The following is a 24,158-nucleotide window of genomic DNA, read 5'->3' as shown; positions in this document are numbered from 1 at the left end:
GCGCTGCTCTTACCTGAACGAGTCCGGCATGATCGCCTTGGGCAACCACAGCACCATTTCGGGGAACAGAATGATCAGGATCAGGATCACCAGCATCGGAATCAGGATAATCACCACATCCCGCAGCACTTGCACCACATTCACCCCACCAATCGCCGCTGATATCAACAAACACAGCCCATAGGGCGGCGTGACCAGTCCAAAGGCCAGCGAGACGATACCGATAATCGCAAACACCACCGGATGAATATCCGCCGCCGCCGCAACCGGCATTAGCACCGTGCCTAGGATGATAATCGTCGGGATCGCATCAATGAACAGGCCGAAAAACAGGAACAGGAAGGCAATAATCAGCGCCGTGCCAAATGGCCCCAGATGTGCACTGGTCATCACATCCACAATCAGGCGCGGCACGTTGAAAAACGCCAACATCCAGCCGAAGGCAGACGCCGTTCCAATGGCGAACAGAGAGATTGAGGCAAAGCGCCCCGTCTCGTACAAAATGCCACCCAGATCACGCACACTGACCGTGCGATAGACAAACATGCCTAGGAACAATGCATAGGCCGCCGCGATAATCGCGCTTTCCGTTGGGGTAACGATACCGCCAACGATACCGCCAATCACCAACATTGGTGTTAACATGGCCAGTGCAGCGCCCTTGAACGCGCGCCAAAATTCGCCCAGATCAGGACGGCCCGCCGTGGGATAGCCATAAACCTTGGCATAACCATACACCGTGCCCATCAGCGCCAGACCGATCAGCAGCCCAGGCAATGCACCCGCCAAAAACAGCGCCCCGACGGAGATTTGCATAACCCCGCCCCAGACAACCATCAGGATCGAGGGCGGGATAATCACCCCCATCACGGACGAACAGGCCGTAATCGCCACGGCAAAGCGGGTGTCATATCCCTCCTTAACCATTGCGGGGATCAGGATTTTACCACACCCCGCCGCATCAGCGGTGGAGGAGCCGGAGATACCTGCAAACAGCATCGACACAGCCACGTTCACATGACCCAAACCGCCCGGCATCCAGCCGGTTAGGACACGGGCCAGCTCAATCAATCTGTCGGTAATCTTACCCGAATTCATCAGGTTTGCCGCCAGCAGGAAAAACGGAACCGCCAGCAAAATAAACGAGTTATAGGACTGGAACATCCGGTCCATCACGATAAACGGCGTCAGCCGGACATCCAGAACCACGATCGGCAGGGTCGCAATACCCAGCGCGAATGCTACCGGCACGCGGATCAAAACCAGCGCGATAAACCCGCCAACCAGAATTGCGCAGGCCATAACGGTAGAGATAATCATGCCTCCGCTCCCTTTGTATTACGATAAATAGCGATCAGCTCATATAGGCGGTACAGCGCGAAAACGGTCCACACGACGCCTGCGATTGGTACGGAAATATAGGTCACCATCAGATTGGCGCGCATCATCACGGATCGTTGGATGCCGCCAAATTCGGCGTAATCAATGCCGTACCATGCGAACAGCAATGCAAAGATCGCAATCAGCACCAGCACAACACCCTTTTGGATCAGCAGCATCAGGGGATTACGGGCATCCGGTATGACCTGCACATCGAAATGGGTGCCGTCCCAAACCGCCACCATGGACCCGATCATCACCACCCAGACGAAGATGAAAGTCGAGAGTTCCTCGGTCCACAAGTAGACAGGGATCAGATCCGTGTAGCGGGAAATAACCTGCATCGCGACGGGAATGGCCAGCGAGCCGACCAACACACCCAGCAGAACGCGCAGCGCCTTGCAAAAGGTCTCGAGTATATAGCCCACGGCCATACCACCTGAATTGAAATGGGCCGCAGCCCGCAACAGAAATACGGTCCCTACCCGCTGGCAGGGACCGCACACTCATCGGCGATTACATGCCACGGATGGATTCGAGCAGCTCGGTCGCGCCCAGTTCGGCCGCATAGGCGTCCTGTACCGGAACAACCATTTCGAGCAGTGCTTCACGTCCCTCGAACTCGTTAACGAAGACCTGACCCGCATCGATCATTTCCTGCAACTTCTCACCATCTTCGCCGGATTCCAGCGCGCGGCCAAAGGCACCTGCCTCGCTACCAGCAGCCATAACCGCTTCCTGCAAGTCGGCTGGCAGGTCGCGATATGTCTTACCGCTCATCACGATTGGGCGCACGGTGATGGTGTGACGTGTCAGGGTCACGTAGGGGGCAACTTCATAGAACTTCAGGTTCTGGATCGAGGCTGCTTCGTTCTCGAAACCAGCAATAACGCCGGTCTGGATCGCGTTGTAAACTTCGCTGTACGAAATCGCGGATGGGGCCGCCGTCAACGCTGCAAAGATTTGCGCCTGAATTGGGGCACCCATAACCCGCATGCGGTGGCCGTTCAACTCGTCCAGATTCGCAATCGGCTCGGACGAAACCAGGTTGCGCACGCCGCCACCTGTATAGCCGAGGATTACGATATCAGCGGTTTCAAGCAGCTCAGCCTCCAGCGGGGCAAGCGCGTCGCTGGACAGAACCGCATTCCAGTGATCCAGATCGCGGAACAGGAACGGCATGTCCATCAGCGGGATCGAGGGCGAGAAGCGCGCCATGTTGGACGGTGCCATGATAGTGTAGTCGATGGCCACGCCCTGGTTCAGGTAAGTGACGTAATCGGACTCTACGCCCAGCTCACCATTCAGGCGCAGGTCGAACTCAACCTCACCGTCATAATTTTCCTCAACCAGTTCTGCGAAACGCACCATCGTTTTGGTGAATGCGTGGTCATTGTCGAACATACTGGCGCCGCGCAGGGTAGTTTGTGCGCTGGCTGCACCGGTCAAAAGAGCTGCAAGGGTCGCGCCCTTAAGCAGAGTCGTGGTGGTCTTCATAAATGTCATTTTCGTCTCCCTAGATATGTGCCGCAGCGGTTCAATCCGCCGTCAATCGTGATGCCGTACTCAAGTGTTATTATTTGTTTGAGGTCAACATAAATATGTAAAATGTTGTTATTCTGAGTGCCATTTTGGCGAAAATTAGTGAGCCTCAACAAGGGTCTAGGCCGTTTGGTTACGGCGTGATCCCAGCGGCATTTCTCCCTATTTTGCCCCTGGATTTTGGGCGAATTTTTGCAACTAAATACTAGTATACACAATTGCTTACCGCATCCAAGTTCAGCGACAATTCCGACCATTCGAGGCAGTAATTTTGCACGACTTGGCACCAGCATTCTGTCGTGAGAAATGGCGGAGAAAAAAATTACGGCAATCCGCATGCACCAGCCGCAATTTCGCTGTTATCCCGAGCGCAACCTCCACAACCCTGGGGTGAGCAAAGAGATTCTCACCATCAATGCGCCGGAAAACATTCGGCCGACCGTACCAATACATGATCGTCAATCGCTGGAAATGCGACGCACCCATGCACTGAATTGAGAGACCTAGATGAAGAACTTTCTCACCCTGCTGGTGCTGGCCCTACCTGCCGCGACGCCAATTCAGGCTGCGCCAAATGTGTTGATTATCATTGCCGATGATATGGGATTGGACGCCTCCCGCTGTTACGCCGTCGGGCAACAGCAGGCCACCATGCCCAATATCGAGGCGCTGTGCGATACCGGTGTCGTCTTCGAAAATGCCTACGCTGCGCCGGTATGCTCCCCCACTCGGGCGACGATAATGACCGGCCAATACGGGTTTCGCACCGGTGTTGGTGCGACAGTTTCACGGAATGGCGAAAACGGTCTGTCCTCGGATATGACCAGTCTGTTTGATGTGGTTTCCGGCGCTGGCTATAGCAGCAATCTGATCGGGAAATGGCACCTTGCCGGCGCAGAGGCTGGGCTGGATCATCCCAGCGAATTTGGCGTGTCCGACTATTGGGGCCTGTTTTCAGGAACTGCGCGGAATTATTCGCGCTGGACCAGCGTGGCGAATGAGGCGGAGGTGCGGGTAAATGAATATTCGACCACCGCCTTTACCAACCGCGCGATAGATTGGATCGGCGCACAGGATGGCCCGTGGTTCCTGTGGTTGGCCTATAATGCGCCCCATGCGCCATTCCACTTGCCCCCAGCGGAATTGCACACAGCCCATGATTTGCTCGATAGCCGTGATGCCATCGCGGCGAACCCATTGCCCTATTACAACGCCATGTTGCAGGCGCTGGATACCGAGATTGGACGGCTTTTTGCCTCAATGGACCCTGAAACCCGAGAGAATACGATAGTGATTTTTCTGGGCGACAACGGCTCTCCTAACCAAGTGACGCGGGGATTTTATGGAGATCATCGCGCAAAGGGCTCGATTTACGAGGGCGGCACCCATGTTCCCCTGATCGTCGCGGGCCCAGATGTGCAGGCGGGCCGTAGCGATGATTTTGTCACTACCACTGATCTGTTCGCGACGATTGCGGGCCTGACAGGGGCGCAGGTGTCGATGCCGGACTCCTATGATTTCGGCCCTGTCCTGACCGGCGGGCAGAGTGCACGTGACTACATCTATGTTGAGCACTTTGCACAGGACGGCCCCTCACGCGGGGATATGTTTGGCCATGCGCTGCGTCAAAACGATTACAAACTGGTGCTGGAACAAGGCGCGCAGCCGGAGCTGTATAACCTGGCCATCGATCCCCGCGAAGCAACCGATCTGTTGGCCGATGGCGTTTCTGCTGATGAGGCCGCCATCGTTGCGCGACTAACCGCTCGGATTGATGTGATCCGCGGTGAATAGTCACCTAACGCATTCGTGTATCTGACATCGAGTGATTTGGTTGCACATAATTGATAGCATGCTAACTATATTGAAACAAATGCTGAGGAGCATCCGATGAGCACCCTTACCGACACACCGCAACGCTATGGCCGCATCAGTCGCATCCTGCATTGGGGAATGGCCGCGCTATTCGCCGCACAATTTCTGTCAGCCATTCTACACTGGGCATTGCCACGTGGAAATGAGCTGCGCGAACTGCTCTGGAGCTATCACACCAATCTAGGCGCGACACTGTTTTTGCTGGTGATGCTGCGCGGAATTTGGGGCCTGATGAATATCCCCCGCCGCCCCCATCATACGGGCCTAGCCGGACGACTAATAGTTACAGGTCATGTCGCGCTATACGCGCTGATGGTCGCTGTTCCAGCCGTTCGTCTGCTGGCCGCAGCAACAGATACGCGCGGGTTCAGCTATTTCGGCGTTCAAATCTTCTCGGGCCGTGAAACGGCACTCGCATGGGCGCAGGCTCCTGCCGAATGGCATGGTGAGATGGGGTGGATACTGGCGCTGTTGGTTGTTGGACACATCGCACTTGCAACACTTTGGCATGGTATGATCAAACGTGACGGCACATTAAAACGTATGGTTGGCTGAACGTTCGGCCCCCAATGTACACCTAGTAAATTCAGTAAATGCAGCGCGTTTCGGCTGCGCGACAGGACCACCGCAGATGAAAGTTGAACAACCCTCACTTGGCAAACGGGGCACCTTGTTGCTGCTGGTTGCGCTTGGTGCATTTCCTCCGCTGACGATGGACCTTTACCTGCCTGCGCTGCCGCACATGACCGACACGTTTGCCACCAGCCGGGCAATGGTGAATATGACCTTGGGCGCATACATGGCCGCCTTTGCCATCGGCATGTTGTTCTGGGGGCCGCTCAGCGAACGTACAGGTCGCAAGCCGATCCTGTTCACCACGCTTGCGATATATATCACTGCCAGCATTTTATGTGCGCTGTCATTCAACGTTGAGGCGCTGATTGGCGCACGGATATTGCAGGGCCTAGCAGGCGGTGGCGTAACAGTTGTTGGCACCACAATCGTCAAGGATCTGTTCGACGGGCGCGAGCGGGAGCGCGTTATGGCGCTGGTCATGTCACTGGTCATCATTGCACCAATGGTCGCGCCGGTTCTGGGGGCATTCCTGCTTAAAATCGCCTCATGGCACATGATGTTTGTCGCATTGGCTATCTTCGCCAGTCTGGCCGTCATTCTGGTGTGCTTTTACCGCGAAACCCTCGCTGAAAAATCCACGGGGTCGCTGGTGAAATCATGGGGTCGGCTGGGCGTGGTGTTGATGAACCCGCGCTTTGCCTACCTGCTGTTGATCTTTTCAGCGGCGCCAATGTGCCTGATGGCATTTTTGGGCATCGCCGCATATGTCTATGTCGATGGCTTTGGCATGTCCGAGCAAGCCTTCAGCTTTATCTTTGCAATGAACGCCGCTTGCGCCACGTTAGGCCCTGTGCTGTACCTACGGCTATCGCGGGTTCTGCCGGTGCAAAGCATCATACTGGGCTGCTTTTGCGTTATGGTGTTGGGCGGTGCTGTCATGCTGCTCTATGGTGCACAATCGCCGTGGCTGTTTGCTGCTGTTGCTGCGGCGAGCACAATTTCCGTGATTACCGTGCGTGTCCCAGGAACGAACCTGTTGCTGGATCAACAAACCCGCGACACAGGCTCCGCCGCTGCGTTGATCCAATGCAGCGTGACAGCCATGGGCGCGGTTGGCATCCACCTCGTATCCCTGAACGAGAATGACCTGATCCGTAATTATGGCATATTGCTGATGAGTATCGGTGCGACCTGCGCCGTTCTATGGCTGCTGGTGCTGCGGCGTCCCTTTGTCGCCGAAAACATCTCTCAACCGCAGTAGTAAATTACCCCTGCAATGTATCGATGGCGCGATGCAGATTTTCAGCCTCTGCGCCGAGCTTTGCCTCTAGCATAGATTGAAACGCAATCGCCTTTGGCAGTAGTTGCGCCATCAACTCGCGGCCCGCATCAGTCAAGCGCAGGGCGACCAAGCGACCATCTGAACGGTCCACACCCTTGCCCACCAAGCCACGCTGCTGCAAATGCGCAGCCGCGCGACTTACCTTGGATTTTTCCAGTGATACCTGCTGTTCGATATCGCGAACAGAGACGCTTTCGGATTGGCTCAAATGAACCATAACCCGCCATTGTGCGGTGGTTAGGCCAGCATCCTCATAGCTCGCCTGCAACTCACAACTCAACTGATTGGCAACCTGAGACAGACGATAAGGCAGGAAATGAGCCAGATCGAACCGGGGTAAATCGGTGGATCGTGCCATTGGATCACCCCTTACTACGGTGCAGCTCGACAGAGATTTTGTTGCATTTGCAACGAAAATACGGAATATCATTGCAAATGCAACGATATAATGCGCCCGCTCAACCGGCATCGGCAGGAGGAACACTATGACCCGAACCACAGCGATGACTCACGCGCCTAGTCCAGACGGGCCAAATAAAGGTTATATGCCCGGTTTCGGAAATGATTTTGAAACTGAGGCCCTGCCAAATGCGCTGCCACAGGGGCAGAACAGCCCGCAAAAATGTGCTTATGGTTTGTATGCAGAGCAGCTATCCGGAACAGCCTTTACTGCGCCACGCGGACAAAATGAGCGGACATGGTGCTATCGCATACGACCCTCGGTTAAGCATGTCAGTAAGTTCACCAAAATTGACGTTCCCTATTGGAAAAGCGCGCCGGAAATTGATCCCGATGTCATATCGCTGGGCCAATATCGCTGGGATCCGGTTCCACATTCGACCGAACCGCTGACATGGCTCACCGGTATGCGCACGATTACCACCGCCGGTGACGTAAATACACAGGTCGGCATGGCGACCCATGTGTATCTGGTGAATGCCTCGATGCAGGATGAGTATTTCTATTCTGCGGATAGTGAGATGCTGGTCGTCCCTCAGGATGGACGCCTGCGGTTCAGCACCGAACTGGGTGTGATCGATGTCGAGCCGCGCGAAATTGCGATCCTCCCTCGTGGCTTGGTATACCGCGTTGAGGTGCTAGAGGGCCCCGCCCGTGGTTTCGTATGTGAGAACTACGGACAGAAATTCGATCTGCCGGATCGCGGCCCAATCGGGGCAAACTGCCTTGCCAATCCCCGTGACTTCAAATGCCCTGTCGCCGCCTTTGAGGATCGGGATGCCCACAGCCGCGTGGTGATCAAGTGGTGCGGCCAATTTCATGAGACTTTCATCGACCACTCACCGCTGGATGTGGTTGCCTGGCACGGGAATTATTGCGCCTATAAATATGATCTACGCACGTATTCGCCGGTTGGCGCGGTGTTGTTTGACCACCCCGATCCCTCGATCTTTACCGTGCTAACCGCCCCCTCCGGTCAGGAAGGCACAGCAAATATCGATTTCGTGCTGTTCCGAGAACGCTGGATGGTCGCCGAAAACACCTTCCGCCCGCCATGGTATCACAAGAACATCATGTCAGAGATGATGGGCAACATTTACGGAATATATGATGCCAAGCCCAAAGGGTTCGTGCCCGGAGGCATCAGCCTGCACAATATGATGCTGCCGCACGGCCCGGACCGTGCGGCCTTCGAGCATGGCTCAACAGAACCGATGGAACCTGTTTTGCAAAAGAACACCATGCAGTTCATGTTCGAAACCCGCTTCCCCCAACATCTAACCCCCTTCGCTGCCAATGAGGCCCCGTTGCAGGATGATTACGTGGATTGCTGGACCAGCATCGAAAAGAAATTCGACGGAACGCCAGAGTGTAAGTAACCCGGAAATCGGGCGGAATGGGTCAGGGTCAGCCCGTTGTGTTAACCGTTGCGGTAGGTGTAGCTGTAGCCGTTCAATGCGGGCTGACCGCCCAGATGCGCATAAAGCACCTTCGAACCCGCGGGGAAGAAGCCCTTTTTCACCAGATCGATCATGCCCTGCATCGACTTACCCTCATAAACGGGATCGGTGATCATCGCCTCGGTTTTAGCGGCCAGGCGAATAGCATCATTGGTTTCCGCACTCGGAACACCATAGGCGGGATAGGCGTAGTCGGGGTTGATGTGGATGTCCTCATCCTCGATCGAGTATCCGCACTCGATCAAATTGCAGGTTTTGTTCGCGATATCCTTAACCTGTGCGCGGGTCTGATCCACGGTACCTGATGCATCAATACCGATGACACGATTTGCGCGACCGTCCTTTTTAAACCCGACAATCATGCCGCCCTGTGTGGAGCCAGTGACGACACAAACGACGATGTAGTCGAATTGGAAACCCAGTTCGGCCTCCTGCTCACGCACTTCCTCAGCAAAGCCGACATAGCCCAGACAACCATGCGGGTGGACCGAGGCACCGGCGGGAATGCCGTATGGCTTGCCGCCGTCGCGTTTCACATCCTCGATAGCTTCCTCATAACTGGTGCGAATGCCGATATCGAAACCTTCCTCGACAAGGCGGCTATCCGCGCCCATCAGGCGGGTCATCAGGATGTTGCCGACACGATCATAAACAGCGTCATCATGTGGCACCCATGCCTCCTGAACCAAGCGGCACTTCATCCCGATCTTGGCCGCCGTTGCAGCAACCATACGGGTGTGGTTGGATTGAACACCCCCGATAGATACCAGCGTATCCGCACCGGATTTGATCGCGTCTGGCACGATATATTCCAGCTTTCTCAGCTTGTTACCGCCCTGCGCTAGACCGGAATTACAGTCCTCACGCTTCGCATATACCTCTACCTCACCACCTAGGGCTTCAGTCAGGCGCGGTAGGTGCTCGATCGGGGTTTTACCAAAGGTCAGCGGATAGCGTTCAAATTTATCTAACATAGAGGCTCCTGCGGTTTGAGGTGAACACAGGGTAGCGACCTAGGGTTGAGGGGTGCTCTCTAATTGACCTCAAATATCTTTCGATAATTTGGTAAACATTACAAAAATTGCTGACTAATATGAACTGAACTCACCAATACGGAAGATTCTCTCACCTTGGCCCTAGATCGAATCGACAAACGAATGTTGCGCCTGCTGCAAAATGACGGGCGACTGACCAATGCCGATCTGGCCGCAAAGGTGAATGTCAGCCCTGCCACATGCCATAGGCGCACCCAACGCTTGTTCAATGAGGGGTACATCCAGACCGTGCGGGCCATCGTAAACCCCGAGGCTGTCGGACTAGGTGCGATTGCGATGGTTGGCGTGGTTCTGGACCGCTCCACACCAGAGAGTTTCGCGAATTTTGAAAACGCGATCCGTGACTTACCAATGGTTCTGGATTGCCATCTGGTTGCGGGAGATTTCGATTACCTGCTGAAAATCCGCATGGCAGATATGGCCGATTTCAACCGCCTGCACGGCGAAGTGCTGATCGCATTGCCCGAGGTCCGACAGGCCCGCACGTTCTTCGTCATGAAGGAGGTTAAGGACGGGGCTCCGCTAAACTTTTAAATCAGCGTAGTCGCATCAGAGGTTTCGCGTTCCGTTGATGCCGAACGATCAAGTTCCGGCCCTGCCGAACAGAGGCCAAATGGCGTGCGGGTTTAACATGGCTGTTTCGTATTTGCTCACGCGTTAAGCCCAGTACATCCAGCGCATCCTGTAGCAATTCATCCGGAATCGTGTTCAGCGCCTGCGGCCCCAGATACAGGCTTTCGCTCCACAGGCCCTCAGCCGAAAGGACCTGATGGGCATCAAGCATGATGTGGTAATAGGATACCGGCTGCCGGGGCTGCTCAACATAGATGCCGGGCAAAGCCAGCAATGCCTTTGCAGGGACCAAAACTTGCGCCGCACCGAACATGCGTTGAGAAATTGGTCCCTCAACCAGAATGCGATGGTGTTGCGATAGACGTAGGTCACGCTGCGGAACTCCATTACCGAACGCGCCCTGAGAGATGCAGATCGGCGCCAAATTCGGGGATGTGCACATCTGCTCTACAGACCAGCACTTAACGAAAATCCAACTAACTGGCACGGCGTCACCATCCAGGGTGGTGACCCGATCCCCGACGCGCAAATCCTCGACCGCGCGCAATCCGCCGGGCGTGGCTAACTGCGTACCATTCGCAAAGCAGATATTGGTCGCGCCCGGCGTCGGCTCGTCCGTAGTGAAAACATCTGCCCCGTCACCGGTGCGCTGCACCGATTGTCCATCCACATCATTGCCAAAATCCTCGCCCGAACCGATCCGGGACGCGGTCGAGGAAAAGCCGCTATAACCGCCCGCACCCAGTGTCGGGTCATCAAGGCTATCGCCATTGTACACCGCTTGGACAAAGGTATCGCTGGACGGATCATAAAGGGTGACATTGTCGCCGCCATTGTTGATCAGCGGCGCGCCCCGCCCTGCATCAAAGAACAAATCACCTGCCGCGCCCGATGGCAGACTGCCACCGGATTGGACGCCCGTCATTACCAAGGCGTGCCCACTGGGCGCCAGGACCGTGCCGGGTGGAAAAGTAAACCACTGCCCGATACCGGCATCCCACAACTCCAAACCGGAAATGTCGATCGAACTGGCAGAGGTGTTAAACAGCTCGATATACTCGTCGAGGTTATCCGCCGTACCGTTGCCATCAGTATCAAAATTATTGGCACCGTTTGGGTCAGCCAAAATCTCGTTGATGACAATACCGCCAATCAAAGCGTCAGCCATTATAGGCATCCGCACTGCTAGGCATCAGGTGTGCTTTGCAACAGATCGTAAGCATGCACCCCCCAAGGCAATCGCCGTAAATTTGCGGCACGCCAGATCTAAGGAGTTGCCCGTAAAGGAATAATATTTCGTGCAGGCGCACGATACAAGGCAATTACCGATACGCTGCGAATGCGGCGGGCGCAGAGCTTAACCTGCGCCCACCGTGTTTAGCTTAGATAAAGGACAGGCCCAGCGAGATGATGATGCCTGACAGGATCAGGTGAACCACGCAAAAGCCCATGATGTCCTTCGCGCGCAAACCCGCGATCCCGAGGATCGGAAGCGCCCAGAACGGCTGCACCATATTGGTCCATGCATCGCCCCACGCGACAGCCATTGTGGTACGCGCCAGATCCGCACCCAGTGCCTCCGCCGCGGGCAGGATAACCGGCGCCTGAACCGCCCACTGACCGCCACCCGACGGAACGAAGAAGTTCACGATACCGGCGGAGATGAACGACCAGAACGGCAGGGACGCCGCCGAGGCCAAGCCGACCAAGCCCTCGGAAATGCTCGCCGCCAGACCGGATTGCACCATGATCGCCATGATACCGGCATAAAACGGGAACTGGATTACGATGCCGGCGCCGCCTTTGACGGCCTCGGTCAGGGCGTTCAGCAGGTTACGCGGTGTACCGTGCAGCAGGATCGCCAGAGTCAGGAACAGGAAGTTGATCACGTTCAGCGACAGGCCATTGCCCGCAGCGAAATACTGGATCAGCCACGCAGCACCTGCACCACCGATCAGCATGGACAGGATAAAGCTGTTCTCCAACCGCTCCGCCGGCGTCGCGTTTTCAGGCTTTTCCGCAGTATCCTCAGCCAACAGGGCCGGATCGACGTAAACGGAGTCTTCCTCGTTGGGCAGCATCGCACGGTTGACCAGCGGCACCACGATGAACAGCGCAACAACAATCACCAGGTTAAAGGTCGAGAAGATCGTCTCGGATGTCGGGATAATACCTGTGATGCTGGCGAAGGGGTGCCCCTCGGTCGCGATGGACAGCGGGATCGACCCTGCCAAGCCGCCATGCCAGACGATGAAACCGGAATAGGCGGATGCGACCAGCAGGCGGTAATCAACGCGGATCGTGCGGGCCAGTTCACGCGCGAACAGCGCGCCAACGACCAGACCGAAACCCCAGTTGATCCACGATGCAGCCAGCGAAACAACGCTAACCAATAGAATTGCACTGCCGGGGCTGGAGGCAAGTTGCGCCAATGCAGATAGTCCGCGACGCACCAGTGGCGTAGAGGCCATCATGTAGCCCGTAACCAATACCAGCAACATTTGCATGGAGAAATTGAGCAGCGACCAGAATCCGTCGCCCCACATTGTTACAACTGCTACGGGGCTGGTCCCCTGCGTTCCAACCGCAGCCAGACCCGCAATCAGAGTTAGGATCAGAACGAATACGAATGGGTCCGGTAAGTATCGATCGACGATGCGAACCATCGGTCGCGATATAAATGTGAGCATGGGGGGACTCCCTATAGAGGTTAATCGCACCTTTGCCGCCACTCACTGGATTTGGAGGTGGAGCGTAGTGCTATATTTATGTGTTCAGTTTGTTCGTAATGTCAGCGCAGAGTAATTTAAGGCTGACATTTATGGCTGCCTTTTTGCGGCCGCAGCCGCTGCCCGATTAGCAAAATCTGAACCATGTGCCAATATTGGACCGTACAAATTTTAGGCTCGTTCGCTGAATTTTGTACCTGTCACTTTGTATCAGGCTGCTCGACGAACAGCAGCGCAGGGTCCACGCCACGTTGTTCCGCACTGGCCCGAACCGCATCCCGCAATGCGGAGCTGCGCGCAAGCAAGGTGCGAAAGCGTGCCTCATCCAGAACCAATAGCGTTGAGGGTGCAATTGCGCGCACCTCCACCCGTCGTGCCTTACCGATCAGAATGGCGAGCTGACCGAACATATCACCTCGACCCAAGCGCCATGTTTGACCCGCGCTTTCAAGTTCCACCGCGCCCGAGGCGATGAAAAAGGCGCTTTTTGCCGCGATATCCTTGCTCAGAATAACCTTGCCCGCCTCGACATATTTGGTCTTCAACGCGGCGCCCAGTTTTTTAAGAGCACGCTCATCAAGGTCCGAAAATAGCGGGAATTGCCGAACCAGATCGACCCGTTGCACGGCGATATCCAGACGGGGGCGGGCCTCGGCCAGGGTGCGGCGTGTGGCCAGATCCTGCATTAGTGCGGTATAAACCTCGGCCCCGATCAGGCCATCCTCGCGTATTGCGGTGTATTCACGTTCCTCAAGCCGCAGGGCGGTGCGGCGGATGAAGCGGCGCTCCAGCTCCTCCGCATATCCGGGATATTGCAGGCGCAGACCCTCCAGCGCGGTTCCGACCATCTCAATCCTGCGGGACAGCAATTCATGCAGCAGATCCGCAACGCGACGTCCGTGAATGCGCCGAATACGCCCGTCGATAAAGGTATCTAGGTCGCGCATAATCAGCCGCTGTGACAGCAGGCGCTCGAAGCGATCCGCAGTCATGCTGACCAGTGGCGATGACAGGCGGAACCGACTGTGCAGCATTACTGCCGTCCGAAAGGCCCGCCCATAGGCGACAGATCGTCGTGCCGCCCGCTGATACCCGCTGCGCCCGCCAACCCGAGCGCCCTCGATCAACCGGTCCGCATCGGACAAGATCGGTTCGGCCATCCGCGCAGAGATCGTCCGTTCACGCACGCGGTCCAGAATAGTATCCCGCTCAAAGCCAGCCAGCGCGATCAGACCCAACGTAATCCGGTCACGATCCGAGATATCGCCGCTATCCTCCGCGACCTTTACCGCGCCCTCCAGACGCTCACCGAACATCTTTGCCTCGGCGCGCACAATCTCATGAGTCAGGGCATATGCCTCGGTCGTGCGGGATACGTTTTCACGCACGCTTTGCAGGGCGACGGCGACGACCTGACGCGACATCGCCTCATCAATGGGGGACAGCCGGTCAAGGCCCAACCAGCCGATGACAGAGCGCAGCGTCGTACCCTGAACGATCAGAGTGAACAGCGTGAACCCCGTCGCAAGGATACCGACAAGGCGCTTTACCTCGATCGGCACGCGGAAACTCTCGGTCACAGCGAGGGCCAGCGCCAGCGTGACCGCACCGCGCAAGCCCCCCCACAGGATTGCAGTGCGGTAGGGGCGCTCCACCTCGGGCGATAATCGCAGGAAGGTCAGCAACGGCAACAGCCCGAACAGGATAACAGCACGCGCCGTGATAGCCGCCGCGACAACCACCGCGATCAGGATGAAATCGCTAAAGGTCACCCCCTCCAGCAATCGAGGGATCAGCAGCGCCGCGAGGATAAAGATCAACGCACCAGACCAATGCGCCAGCAGGTCCCAAACTTCGCGTAAGTTGATCCATGCCTGCGGCGGCAAACGGCCCGGACCGGTCAGGTTCAGCGTCAATCCCGCCACAACAACCGCGATCACACCAGACGCGCCGATGCTCTGCTCTGCCCCGATATAGGCCAGATAGGGCAGCGCGACAGAGATAGAAATCAGCGCAAGTTCGTGCCGCCCAAACAGCGCCATCACCCAGACCGCAACACGCGCCGCCAGCCAGCCGACCAGTGCGCCACCGCCAATCAGCACAGGGAATTGCGCCAGCGCCCCGCCAAGACTGGGGTCGGGCGCCCCCAGCATCACGAACCCCATGAACAAACCAAACAGCGCAATCGCCGCAGCATCGTTCAGCAGGCTTTCGCCCTCAATAATACGGGCCAGCCGGCGTGGCGCCGAAATCGAGCGAAAAATCGAGACCACAGCGGACGGATCTGTCGTCGAAACAATCGCTCCGATCAACAGACATGCGGCCAGTGGCAATGTACTTGCCCATGACAAGGCATACCCGACGCTCAACGTTGCGGCGACCACAGCAACAACGGCGAGGACCAGGATCGGCACCCAGTCATCCAGCATCCGGCGCAGGTTCATCCCCAACGTGGCCTGAAACAGCAAGGTCGGCAGGAAAACGTACAAAAACACGTTCGACCGGATCGGCAGCCCCAAAATCGCCTCTGCAACAGGATTCAGCGCATCGGTCAGCTCAGTGTGCAGAAAGAAAACAGCCCCCATGCCGATCAGAATGCCAAAAATAGCAAGGATCACGCTGTAGGGCAGCCGCAGACGCGCGGCTAACGGTTCAGCCGCGCCGATAACGATGAAAAGCGATGCAATGACCGCCGTGACGAGTACAATATCCATGATATGCGCATACCAGCTTTACAGGCTTTGAAAATATCGCATTTGATACAGCATCATAAAATGCGGCCAAATCGGCTGCAATGGGCGGTATTCGCACGTGATAAGCGATTGACCGCCTACCGCGATAATCCGTAACGTCCGGCATGGCTCAACACCCGATATTATGGACCTTCCGCCGCTGCCCCTACGCAATGCGGGCGCGCCTCGCCATCATGAGCGCAGGTATCACCGTTGAGTTGCGCGAAATTCTGCTGCGCGATAAACCAGCGCCGTTTCTGGCAACATCAGCAACCGGCACCGTTCCCGCGTTGCGCATGGCTGATGGGGTGCTGGATGAAAGCCTTGAGATTATGATCTGGGCCTTGAAGCAAAGTGACCCCCACGGCTTGCTAAATATGCCCGACGCAGGCTGGACCCTGATCGAGACAAGCGACGGTCCGTTTAAAACGGCATTGGACCACACCAAATACGCCGTCCGCTTTCCAGATCTGGATGCAAATTTTGAGCGGTCAAAGGCAGCCGCGTTCCTGATGGATTTGGATCAGCGGTTGCACGGTGGCACTCACCTGTTTGGCGACCGGATGACAATTGCCGATCTGGCGATTTTGCCATTTGTGCGCCAGTTCGCAAATACAGACCGCGATTGGTTCAACGCGCAACCATGGCCCGACTTGCTAAACTGGCTGAACAGATTCACTCAGGGACCGGCATTCGCGCAGATCATGCACAAGTTCACGCCATGGTCACAGGGCGATGCGCCCATCTGGTTTGGCTGCACCGACATCGCGTGATCACCGCAGGGTTAGTGGCGCGATCTGCATTTTGCGCAGAGTATGCGCGGGGTAATTATCATCCTCGCGCAGGCGCTCAATCTGGAAATCCGGCTCTAGCACGGCCAGTTTGCGCGCCATGCCGTGGGCGGCCTCGGCGTTGCCGGTTGCGTGATACAGGCACAGCAAATGCCGGATCGCAGAGCGGAAATGCGGGGCGCGCGCATGGGCCATTTCATAGTACTGGATCGCAATATCATACTCGCCAAGTGTCGTGGCAGACAGCCCGACCAACCCGTTAAACCAGTGGATATAGGGGGATCGACGCGCCAGACCGCTGGCACGAATGGCGGCGGATAATGCAACACGACCGCGCCCTGCACGCAGGGCCACCGTCGCCCATGCGCCATGGCTAAACGCATTATGCGGGCTGGCGGTCATCGCGTCGCGGGCCAGAACCTCGGATGCGGCAATGTCACCGTCCAGCATCACGCCCAGTTGCGCGACCAGCCCCAGAACCAGCGCATTTCCCTTACAGGTTTGCAAAGCTTCCGCGACAAACCGCTTTGCCTCCGCCGCCAAGCGTTCGCGGTCCGGCTCCGTCCGCTCCACAATCATGATTTGGCGCACCATACTGCGCCATGCGGCGGTCCGTGGTTCGGGCAGCAGGGTGTCCGCCTCGGCCAGAAAGCCCTCGGCCAATCGCAATTGCGCCGCGTCATAACTGAACATCGCTGCAACTGCGCGGGTGACCAGCCCATCGACCCGCCCGCGCAGTGGCTCTGGCTGTTCGGTATTGGAGTGTTTGGTCAGCATCACCTCTGCTGCCTCATAAATCAGCGAGGGCAGCTCCCCCTCGGACAAGCCCTGAGCATCACCAACGGGAATGGGTGAGTTTCGTGACCACAAAAGGCGTCCGGTTTTCTCCGCGCTGAGGCGGGCCAGAACCTGTGGGTTTCCGCCAAAATCCGATGTTCGTATGTCGAGTGATAGCGCATCGCCAAATTCCTCGAACCCGGTGGACACCGGAGGGTTCAGATAGACCTCCAGATCAGCGAAATCAGCCATCAAATGCGCAATGGCATCGCCGATTACCTGCCCGTGAAACGCCTCCGCGCTGTGACCATCCGCGATGCGCAGGATCAACGGACGGCCCCGGATCGGCTCTGCCGCGATGGAGCCGGCTTGCGCCATCCCCCCCAAACCACGCGATCGAAACTGCCGCCGTTCCGCGGTTAGCCACGCGACAAAAGCGGGATCGGTGACGCGAAGATCCTCTAACAGCATCCGCCCCTGCGTAATGGCCCGCAAGGTTTCAGCGGGGTGTTCCTCCAGATCGGTTTGATAGGGGCCTAGGGTGATTGACTGCCGGTCCGCCTTTAACCACGCCTGATTTGGCCCGAGCGCCTTGCGTATCTCGCTCAACGCTTGTCGCAAACTGCCGGCTGCTTGCTCACGCCCGCGATCCGACCACAGGCATCCCTCAAGAAAGGCACGGGACCGCGTGCCACCTAAAGTTCTGGCCAGAATAGCAATCATCGCCCGCGCTTTTGCCGATTTAGGAGTTAAATCAACACCATCAACATCAAGAAGGCGCATTTCACCAACCAATTGTATAAACATAGCGCCTCCCTGAAATCAAAATTCGTCCACGGTCACTGTAAAGAGAGCAGTGCAATTTGAAAGAGGGGTGAGCGATTGGTTGTCGCGTGAATTTACCGTGAAATGTGAGGTCGGGTAAAATACAGTCTATGAAATGGCCCCCCACAGGATCAAGTTGTTCCAAATATTAAGGGAGAATTTCGATGTCATATCTGGGGCAACATGGCCAACACGGACAGCATGGACAGCACGGGCAACACTCCGCCGGAACAGGGTCGCCGTTACTCTCCAGCGCATTGGCCATCACCGCCGAGGGGTTGATGGGAACATGGGATGGCACGGGGCATGAGCCGCAACGCGAATTCTCATCTGGCACTGACGACGTTGCGCTGCTGCAACGGTTGCAGAGCTTGGACCCATCCGCCCGCGCCGCCGTGATTGATGCGCACACTGCGGGCCTGTTTGGGGACGGGCCAACTGGTGATGCTGAAAACGGCTACACCCTGAAATCAGGCAAAGTTTCGATCACGCTGAAACCACCTAGCCCAACGGGGCTGAACCAGAACCAGCTCAAGTTTCTGCTGAGCGAGATGCAGCTGCGCAGCGACCGTATGCCAGAAATCCTGCAACAAATGGGCGATATGCTGTCCTTCTTTGGCACGCAGGTACGACTGGATGGTGCAGGGCGTCGCTGGACGATGGAGCTGCTCGCGCTGGTTTATCGCGCCATTTCCCGCCCCGAGATGCAGATGAAGTTCCTGTGCAATGCGCCGCGACCGATCGATTTCACGCCCAAGGTGCAGCCAATCATCCAGACCCCAACGCACAGCTCGTATCCCTCCGGCCACGCGACCGAGGCCTATACATTTGCAACGATCCTCTCGATCCTTGCACTGAAACAGCCGGACGCCCTGATCCTGCCCGATGGCGCAGTTTCAACCGACGCGCCATTGCAACAGATCATGGATTATCTGGACGAGCCTGACGGCAAGACCGGCACCGTTCCAATGCTGTTTTCACTGGCCGCGCGGATTGCCAATAACCGCACTGTGGCTGGCGTGCATTTTCCCGTGGATAGCGCCGATGGCGCGCTGCTGGGCGTTTGCATGGCGATGATGATGGCCAAGCCTCTGTTTGGGCAGCGGGCAAAGGTTAAGGTCAACGGTTGGGGCGACGCATGGACCAGTGCGTTCGAGCATGAGCAATGGACAGGCAATGCCGCCTTTGACGGGAGAGTGACGGAGGTCACCGGATCGGGTCTGCTGGCCGCCATCGGTGCCCGCGCACAGCAGGAATGGTAGGATCAGCGCCGCGGCAGGCGCTGCTCTCCCAACCGCAATGGTCCCTGCGGCCCGTCGATCTGATCCACGACGATTGGCGGGGGGCGGGGCACATTGCGGTGCTGCTGGACCAGATATGCCGTGACCTGTGGGGCGGCGACACTGCTGCCCGACAGGCGCGCATAACTACCGCTAAGGCGACCAGCGGCCCGAATGCCCCGCAACATCACACCGTCATCGCCCTGTGCGGACCAATCGGGTTTGTCGGTGGTGTCTGCCGCAGTTGGCTCCGCTGAATAGGAGGACGCTGTCACCACGTCACTTGTCCCGGTTTTCGGCCTAAAGGCACTAACCAGATGGATATGATCGTGCTGCACCCCGGCAAAGGATACGGCAGTGCCCTTGCGCGTGATCGGATTGTTCGGCGCCGGTGCAACATAGGCTCCCTGCTCCGCATCATAGATCCAGCCCGCCGGTGCATCGAGCGAGGATTGCCGCCCCAATTGCCAATACGTACCTGGCGTATCATCGCGTTGAACCTTGGCACTGAACTGGCAATCCACCACGCCACCATTGGTCAGCGAGACACCCCACCCACCGGACGGTGCATGGGCCGCGCCTTCATTAGACTTGGTCGGAGCCAAGGCTATCAAGACACTCGACTGCCCCGCACTGTCGCTATAGCCGTAAATCCCGCCGACAATTTTCCCACCCCGCAGCAATAGATGGCGATCGCCTGCCTGCGGCCATGCCCCCTGCCAGATATGTCCAGTACGATCCGGCGCGGTTAGTGTCAGCACCATGTCTGCCATCTGATCCGCGCGCAATTCGATCATGCTATCGCTGCGGTCATCGGGCTGCACACGCCATGTCAGTTGCAATGGATCGGTCGCCGAAACCACTCCCCGCGCAACCAACCGCTCCACTCGCGCATTGCCATAGGCCGCGACGATATCCATCCGCCCCGTGGTGTTGCTCAGCCGATCATAGCGGGCGATCTCATCCTTCATCCAGTTGCCCAAAAAGGTGCTATCGTCCCCCGCGCCGCCAAGCGCACCAAGGCTCAGATTAACCACCAAACCGGAATGTGCCGCCCCCGCCCGCAATGCCCCTGTCACGATCCAGCGCAATCCGGATGCAACATGCGTCTCCAGCCGTCGCCCCGACGTGGCGCGGATCGCCTCGGCTGGTAATTGCACGGCAAGGATGGGTAAATCCTGCGTACCCGCATTATTCGCGGCAAGGTCTAGAACATGCGTCCCATGGCTGACCCGCCGCCCCGTGACCATCGGGCGCGCTGCGGACAGGCGGGCGGCATGCTCGGCATAGATCTGGTGTTCGGACTTGGGCGACGCGATCTCTGCCTGAATATCATCGGTGTTGAGAATGATACCGCCCTGATCAACCGGCGCATTTGGAAACTCGGCCTGCATCCAGATTTCCAGAAAGCGGGTGCGCTGCGCCCTGCGAAAGCTGGCATTCAGATAGCCGATATCCCCATCAATGATCCCGATTATTGCGCCACCCTCGGGATGATTGCTGACATTACACGCGGGTGATTGGATAGGCGCGCCATGACCAGTTTTAACATTGCCAACCGACGCGCCAATATGGCGGATTTGCAGATGCTCGGGCAGTGGCTGCTGATGATCTGTTGGCCAATAGATCAGGCTGTGAAGACTGTCGAGCGATGCATCCTGTAGATAGCGCAGCTCACGCCGCAGCGTATCGACCTCCGCCTGCGAAATGTGGATCACGTCCGAATCCAGAATGCTGTTGATCCCATCGGATAGCGTGCCGCCCTCTGGCGCAAATATGTCCACAAATATCGGAACGTAATCGCCATAATCCGCGCCCAACAGATCACGCTCCCAACTTGGGTATCCGTGGAAGTTGCTATCATTCATCCAGTTCTGCGTGGTCATGCTGGCTCTCCGTTTTCTGAACCTACTCTGCCATCCAAAACCAGTCACGTCTGCGGTCATGGTCGGGCAATTAGTGGTTTCACGCAGTTTTCACGATCTGTCGCTTTCGATGGTTTTATTCACGGTTCTCTAACGGTGATTTCACGGTGGCCATCTGTTTTTACAGCACGGCTTCAATACGCTGACCCTGTCGTCATACATCAGTGAAAGGACGCGCCGTGCTCGCATCACATGTCCAAATAAAGCTCCGGCCGAACACACCGCTGATCCCGTATAAAATTGCAACATCAGCAACAGCGACGCAGATACTAAAAGCTTACCTTCAGGCTCTGCTAGCCCTTTACGCAACCCCGCGAGTGGAGGAGCTAAGCAACAGTGCCGCAGCGCTGCAATCAGCCTTTACCAATTATACAGGTAATGATCTGGAGCTATTGAACCGGATCGGCATCGCCGTGCCGCCTGAATTACCGGTATCACCTGCGGCAATGAGCTTTGCCGAACTGCGCCTTCGTGCCTATGCAATACGCAGAACCATGCGCTGTGCCAGCCCCGTCCTAAGCACATTGATCAACCGCCTGACGGTTATTCAAAACAATCCAAACACCGCATTTGATCCCCACCAAACGATCAGCACCACTCACCCCGCGGTGAGCCTTGTGCAACGAGCAGAGGCATCAACGCGTTTTCGTCGATTGACCTTTATCATCCGTCTACATGCCACCGTTCTTGCAGATTGCGAGCAGACTGGCCCACCGCATGACAAGCTGCGCCACATCATCACCCAAATATCCAATCTGGCAAATGCCCTAGGGGATCAGAGCACATGAGCGCCGCATCCGCGCAGCTATCTGGCAGCTTCCTCAGCCTGAAAATCTCGATCATCAACGCAATTGCCGAACTCGGCCTGCGAGCAGAGGCCGCCGAAAGGGACGGTGACGAGATGCAAAGGGCTGCTCTCTCACATGAATCTGTCAGATTGGCCATGGAGGCCACCACTCTACGGCGGGCGGAACTGGCCGCGAAAAACACCGAACTCAACGACCTGTTGGACGAGATGAAATCCATCGCCGCAGAGGCAAAGAAAGCATCCGCCTGCATTGATCGAACGGCAGACACTTTCACGCATGTGGAGGAGTTGATCACATTGATCGGGCGCACCGCCTTTCGATGTTCCTAACGCCCCAACGACAGCATCGCTTTCAGCCCAAGAGTATCAACATGTCCGACGCACTCACCGGCACGATCCAACCCATGATTAAATCGAAAGAGGGCCGGCACACCCTGGCTGATCGCGCAACGATATGGGGGCTGGTCAGCATGACGGTCATAATCATCGTGCTGTTTGTCATCTTCGTCGTGGCAACGGGCCTGTTGCACCACCAAATATCGGCGCGGTTGGGGCCGAACCCCTATGATCAAAACTACTTGCAGACTGCCGCGAATTACCGTGAGGAACGGATAAAACTGCTCGTCACTTACCGCACATTTATGGTTGCACTGGGGCTAACGGTCGGTTTGGCAATTTGCTCGATAGGAGCTCTGATTGCCATGCGCCATGTGCTTTCCCGCAGAAAATCCCCCCTGCATCTGACAAGTACGAGGCGGCTGTCCTTTGCGATTGCGGCAAACTCACCGGGGATCATTTTCATGCTGGCAGGCGTAACAACAATTTTCGTTGTGCAATGTCTAACCCCACCTATTGCAGATCCGCAGATTGCCCCCACAACTGAACATCGACTATGCTCAGATGATCCACAAAGCACCAATCTGGTATGCCGGACGCTTATGGAATTTCGAATTCCGCAGGAGCATCCGGAATAGCCAAAACCGGCCCGCCCAGCCGCTCCCGATACCGCACTGGCGGAACACCCATCGTTTTTCGGAACTCACGACGGAATGTTTCGGCTGATCCAAAACCGCAGGCCTCCCAAACATCGGATAGGGGGATCGCGCCATCCTCCAGCAATTCAGCAGCGCGTGATATGCGCTCACCTTTAAGCCAGTTCAACGGCGTGGTGCCCGCTTCCTCATGAAAACGCCGTGCAAGGGTGCGCCCACTGGTTGCCGAAAAATGCGCCATACGCTCAATCGGCCATTCCTCGTTAAGGGATGCGCGAATACGATCCTGTAACCCAGCTAGACCTGATCCAATGCGCGCCTTTGGATCGGGGCGCGGTACAAATTGGCGTTGTCCGCCATCCCGTTGCGCGGGCAAAACCAGTCGCCGCGCGACCGAGGCCGCGACCTGCGCACCGTAATCCTGTCGAATAATATGCAGGCCAAGGTCCAAACCTGCTGCGGACCCGGCCGAGGTAAAGACCCGCCCTGACTGTACAAATAAAACGTCAGGATCCACCGTCACATCGGAGAACCGCTGGGCGAGTTTATCTGTATAGCGCCAATGTGTTGTCGCGTTCCTGCCGCTCAGCAACCCAGCGGCCGCCAGAACAAAAACGCCCGAACAGATCGAGGCGATCCGCGCCCCGCCATCATATGCTGCGCGCAATGCAGCGCATAGCGGCTCAGGCACTGGCATATCTGCACCGCGCCACCCCGGCACGATAATCAAACTGGCCTGTTGCAGCAGATCGAGGTTTTCCTCTCCCTCCATCGTAATCCCACCAAGCGCCCGAACAGGCCCTGCCTCAGCCTTTACCGTGGTAAATCGATACCAGTTGTCAAATTCAGGTCGCGGCAGGGCAAACAATTCCACCGCTATCCCGAACTCGAATGTGCACAGACCGTCATAGGCGATTGCGCAAACCAGCGGGCGGTTCGTGGGTTGAGTGGCAAGTTTTGTCATATTGGCAGAATCCGACCGCACATTGTCTATTCAGACAGTATCGCGAATTATTCCAAGCTGACAAGTATCGACC

21 protein-coding genes are annotated in these 24,158 nt (G+C 56.8%); 10 read left to right on the top strand and 11 right to left on the bottom strand.

The window, feature by feature from the left end:
* Nucleotides 1-9: 9 nt before the first annotated feature.
* The 3 genes from CR254_RS08810 to CR254_RS08800 form a co-directional block, all read right to left on the bottom strand.
* Nucleotides 10-1,320 (bottom strand): TRAP transporter large permease, encoded by a 1,311-nt coding sequence (locus CR254_RS08810; RefSeq protein WP_097929470.1) that lies wholly within the window; start codon nucleotides 1,318-1,320, stop codon nucleotides 10-12.
* Nucleotides 1,317-1,808 (bottom strand): TRAP transporter small permease, encoded by a 492-nt coding sequence (locus CR254_RS08805; RefSeq protein ID WP_245851517.1) that lies wholly within the window; start codon nucleotides 1,806-1,808, stop codon nucleotides 1,317-1,319. Before CR254_RS08805 ends, CR254_RS08810 begins: the two co-directional genes overlap by 4 nt.
* 88 nt (nucleotides 1,809-1,896) lie before the next feature.
* Nucleotides 1,897-2,886, bottom strand: coding sequence for a TRAP transporter substrate-binding protein (locus CR254_RS08800; RefSeq protein WP_097929468.1), 990 nt, complete (start codon nucleotides 2,884-2,886; stop codon nucleotides 1,897-1,899).
* Between the two features lie 543 nt (nucleotides 2,887-3,429).
* On the opposite strand from CR254_RS08800, the gene CR254_RS08790 reads away from it, so the two are divergent.
* The 3 genes from CR254_RS08790 (at nucleotide 3,430) to CR254_RS08780 (ending at nucleotide 6,634) form a co-directional block, all read left to right on the top strand.
* On the top strand, nucleotides 3,430-4,716 hold the full coding sequence (locus CR254_RS08790; protein ID WP_097929466.1) for a sulfatase-like hydrolase/transferase: 1,287 nt from the start codon (nucleotides 3,430-3,432) through the stop codon (nucleotides 4,714-4,716).
* Between the two features lie 96 nt (nucleotides 4,717-4,812).
* Nucleotides 4,813-5,352, top strand: a complete 540-nt coding sequence (locus tag CR254_RS08785) for a cytochrome b (RefSeq protein ID WP_097929465.1) — start codon at nucleotides 4,813-4,815, stop codon at nucleotides 5,350-5,352.
* Between the two features lie 76 nt (nucleotides 5,353-5,428).
* On the top strand, nucleotides 5,429-6,634 hold the full coding sequence (locus tag CR254_RS08780) for a Bcr/CflA family efflux MFS transporter (RefSeq protein ID WP_097929464.1): 1,206 nt from the start codon (nucleotides 5,429-5,431) through the stop codon (nucleotides 6,632-6,634).
* A 4-nt stretch (nucleotides 6,635-6,638) separates the two neighbouring features.
* Here the strand turns inward: CR254_RS08780 and CR254_RS08775 are convergent, their stop codons facing one another.
* Nucleotides 6,639-7,073: a MarR family winged helix-turn-helix transcriptional regulator gene (locus CR254_RS08775; RefSeq protein ID WP_097929463.1), complete on the bottom strand. Its 435-nt coding sequence runs from the start codon at nucleotides 7,071-7,073 to the stop codon at nucleotides 6,639-6,641.
* 127 nt (nucleotides 7,074-7,200) lie between these two features.
* Between CR254_RS08775 and hmgA the strand changes: the two genes are divergently transcribed.
* Complete coding sequence (gene hmgA / locus CR254_RS08770) at nucleotides 7,201-8,553, top strand: homogentisate 1,2-dioxygenase (protein WP_097929462.1); 1,353 nt, start codon at nucleotides 7,201-7,203, stop codon at nucleotides 8,551-8,553.
* Nucleotides 8,554-8,594: 41 nt separating this feature from the next.
* Here hmgA and CR254_RS08765 read toward each other — a convergent pair whose 3' ends face one another.
* Complete coding sequence (locus CR254_RS08765; RefSeq protein WP_097929461.1) at nucleotides 8,595-9,608, bottom strand: 1-aminocyclopropane-1-carboxylate deaminase; 1,014 nt, start codon at nucleotides 9,606-9,608, stop codon at nucleotides 8,595-8,597.
* 156 nt (nucleotides 9,609-9,764) lie between these two features.
* Between CR254_RS08765 and CR254_RS08760 the strand changes: the two genes are divergently transcribed.
* A complete protein-coding gene (locus CR254_RS08760) occupies nucleotides 9,765-10,223 on the top strand; it encodes an Lrp/AsnC family transcriptional regulator (RefSeq protein WP_245851514.1) in 459 nt (152 codons plus the stop codon).
* A gap of 1 nt (nucleotide 10,224) precedes the next feature.
* Here CR254_RS08760 and CR254_RS08755 read toward each other — a convergent pair whose 3' ends face one another.
* The 3 genes from CR254_RS08755 to CR254_RS08745 all read right to left on the bottom strand — a co-directional run bounded on the left by CR254_RS08755 (nucleotide 10,225) and on the right by CR254_RS08745 (nucleotide 15,705).
* Nucleotides 10,225-11,430 carry a Hint domain-containing protein gene (locus CR254_RS08755; protein ID WP_180955944.1) on the bottom strand — a complete coding sequence of 402 codons (1,206 nt, stop codon included), beginning with the start codon at nucleotides 11,428-11,430 and terminating at the stop codon, nucleotides 10,225-10,227.
* Between the two features lie 214 nt (nucleotides 11,431-11,644).
* On the bottom strand, nucleotides 11,645-12,952 hold the full coding sequence (locus CR254_RS08750; protein ID WP_097929458.1) for a short-chain fatty acid transporter: 1,308 nt from the start codon (nucleotides 12,950-12,952) through the stop codon (nucleotides 11,645-11,647).
* 239 nt (nucleotides 12,953-13,191) lie between these two features.
* Nucleotides 13,192-15,705: a cation:proton antiporter gene (locus tag CR254_RS08745; protein WP_097929457.1), complete on the bottom strand. Its 2,514-nt coding sequence runs from the start codon at nucleotides 15,703-15,705 to the stop codon at nucleotides 13,192-13,194.
* Nucleotides 15,706-15,848: 143 nt separating this feature from the next.
* On the opposite strand from CR254_RS08745, the gene CR254_RS08740 reads away from it, so the two are divergent.
* Nucleotides 15,849-16,496, top strand: a complete 648-nt coding sequence (locus CR254_RS08740; protein ID WP_097929456.1) for a glutathione S-transferase — start codon at nucleotides 15,849-15,851, stop codon at nucleotides 16,494-16,496.
* Here the strand turns inward: CR254_RS08740 and CR254_RS08735 are convergent, their stop codons facing one another.
* On the bottom strand, nucleotides 16,497-18,098 hold the full coding sequence (locus CR254_RS08735; protein WP_097929455.1) for an AfsR/SARP family transcriptional regulator: 1,602 nt from the start codon (nucleotides 18,096-18,098) through the stop codon (nucleotides 16,497-16,499).
* 182 nt (nucleotides 18,099-18,280) lie between these two features.
* Between CR254_RS08735 and CR254_RS08730 the strand changes: the two genes are divergently transcribed.
* Nucleotides 18,281-19,378 (top strand): phosphatase PAP2 family protein, encoded by a 1,098-nt coding sequence (locus CR254_RS08730; RefSeq protein WP_097929454.1) that lies wholly within the window; start codon nucleotides 18,281-18,283, stop codon nucleotides 19,376-19,378.
* Between the two features lie 2 nt (nucleotides 19,379-19,380).
* Here the strand turns inward: CR254_RS08730 and CR254_RS08725 are convergent, their stop codons facing one another.
* Nucleotides 19,381-21,282 carry a S8 family serine peptidase gene (locus CR254_RS08725; protein WP_097929453.1) on the bottom strand — a complete coding sequence of 634 codons (1,902 nt, stop codon included), beginning with the start codon at nucleotides 21,280-21,282 and terminating at the stop codon, nucleotides 19,381-19,383.
* A 218-nt stretch (nucleotides 21,283-21,500) separates the two neighbouring features.
* Here CR254_RS08725 and CR254_RS08720 point away from each other — a divergent pair, with 218 nt between their 5' ends.
* From CR254_RS08720 to CR254_RS08710, 3 genes are read left to right on the top strand one after another with little or no spacing between them, the layout of a single operon-like run.
* Nucleotides 21,501-22,109: a hypothetical protein gene (locus tag CR254_RS08720; protein ID WP_145996726.1), complete on the top strand. Its 609-nt coding sequence runs from the start codon at nucleotides 21,501-21,503 to the stop codon at nucleotides 22,107-22,109.
* The gene (locus tag CR254_RS08715) at nucleotides 22,106-22,459 is read left to right on the top strand and encodes a hypothetical protein (RefSeq protein ID WP_097929451.1); all 354 of its coding nucleotides are present in this window, start codon (nucleotides 22,106-22,108) and stop codon (nucleotides 22,457-22,459) included. Before CR254_RS08720 ends, CR254_RS08715 begins: the two co-directional genes overlap by 4 nt.
* Nucleotides 22,460-22,500: 41 nt before the next feature.
* Complete coding sequence (locus CR254_RS08710; RefSeq protein WP_097929450.1) at nucleotides 22,501-23,103, top strand: hypothetical protein; 603 nt, start codon at nucleotides 22,501-22,503, stop codon at nucleotides 23,101-23,103.
* Here the strand turns inward: CR254_RS08710 and ftrA are convergent.
* Nucleotides 23,066-24,085, bottom strand: a complete 1,020-nt coding sequence (gene ftrA / locus CR254_RS08705) for a transcriptional regulator FtrA (protein WP_097929449.1) — start codon at nucleotides 24,083-24,085, stop codon at nucleotides 23,066-23,068. The two genes, CR254_RS08710 and ftrA, sit on opposite strands and share 38 nt — an antisense overlap.
* Between the last annotated feature and the right edge of the window lie 73 nt (nucleotides 24,086-24,158).

Source organism: Pontivivens marinum, assembly GCF_900231835.1.
In the GTDB taxonomy this organism is placed as follows: Bacteria; Pseudomonadota; Alphaproteobacteria; order Rhodobacterales; family Rhodobacteraceae; genus Pontivivens; species Pontivivens marinum.
The sequence above is the reverse complement of the archived record's forward strand: the minus strand, read 5'-3'. Positions and strand labels throughout refer to the sequence as shown.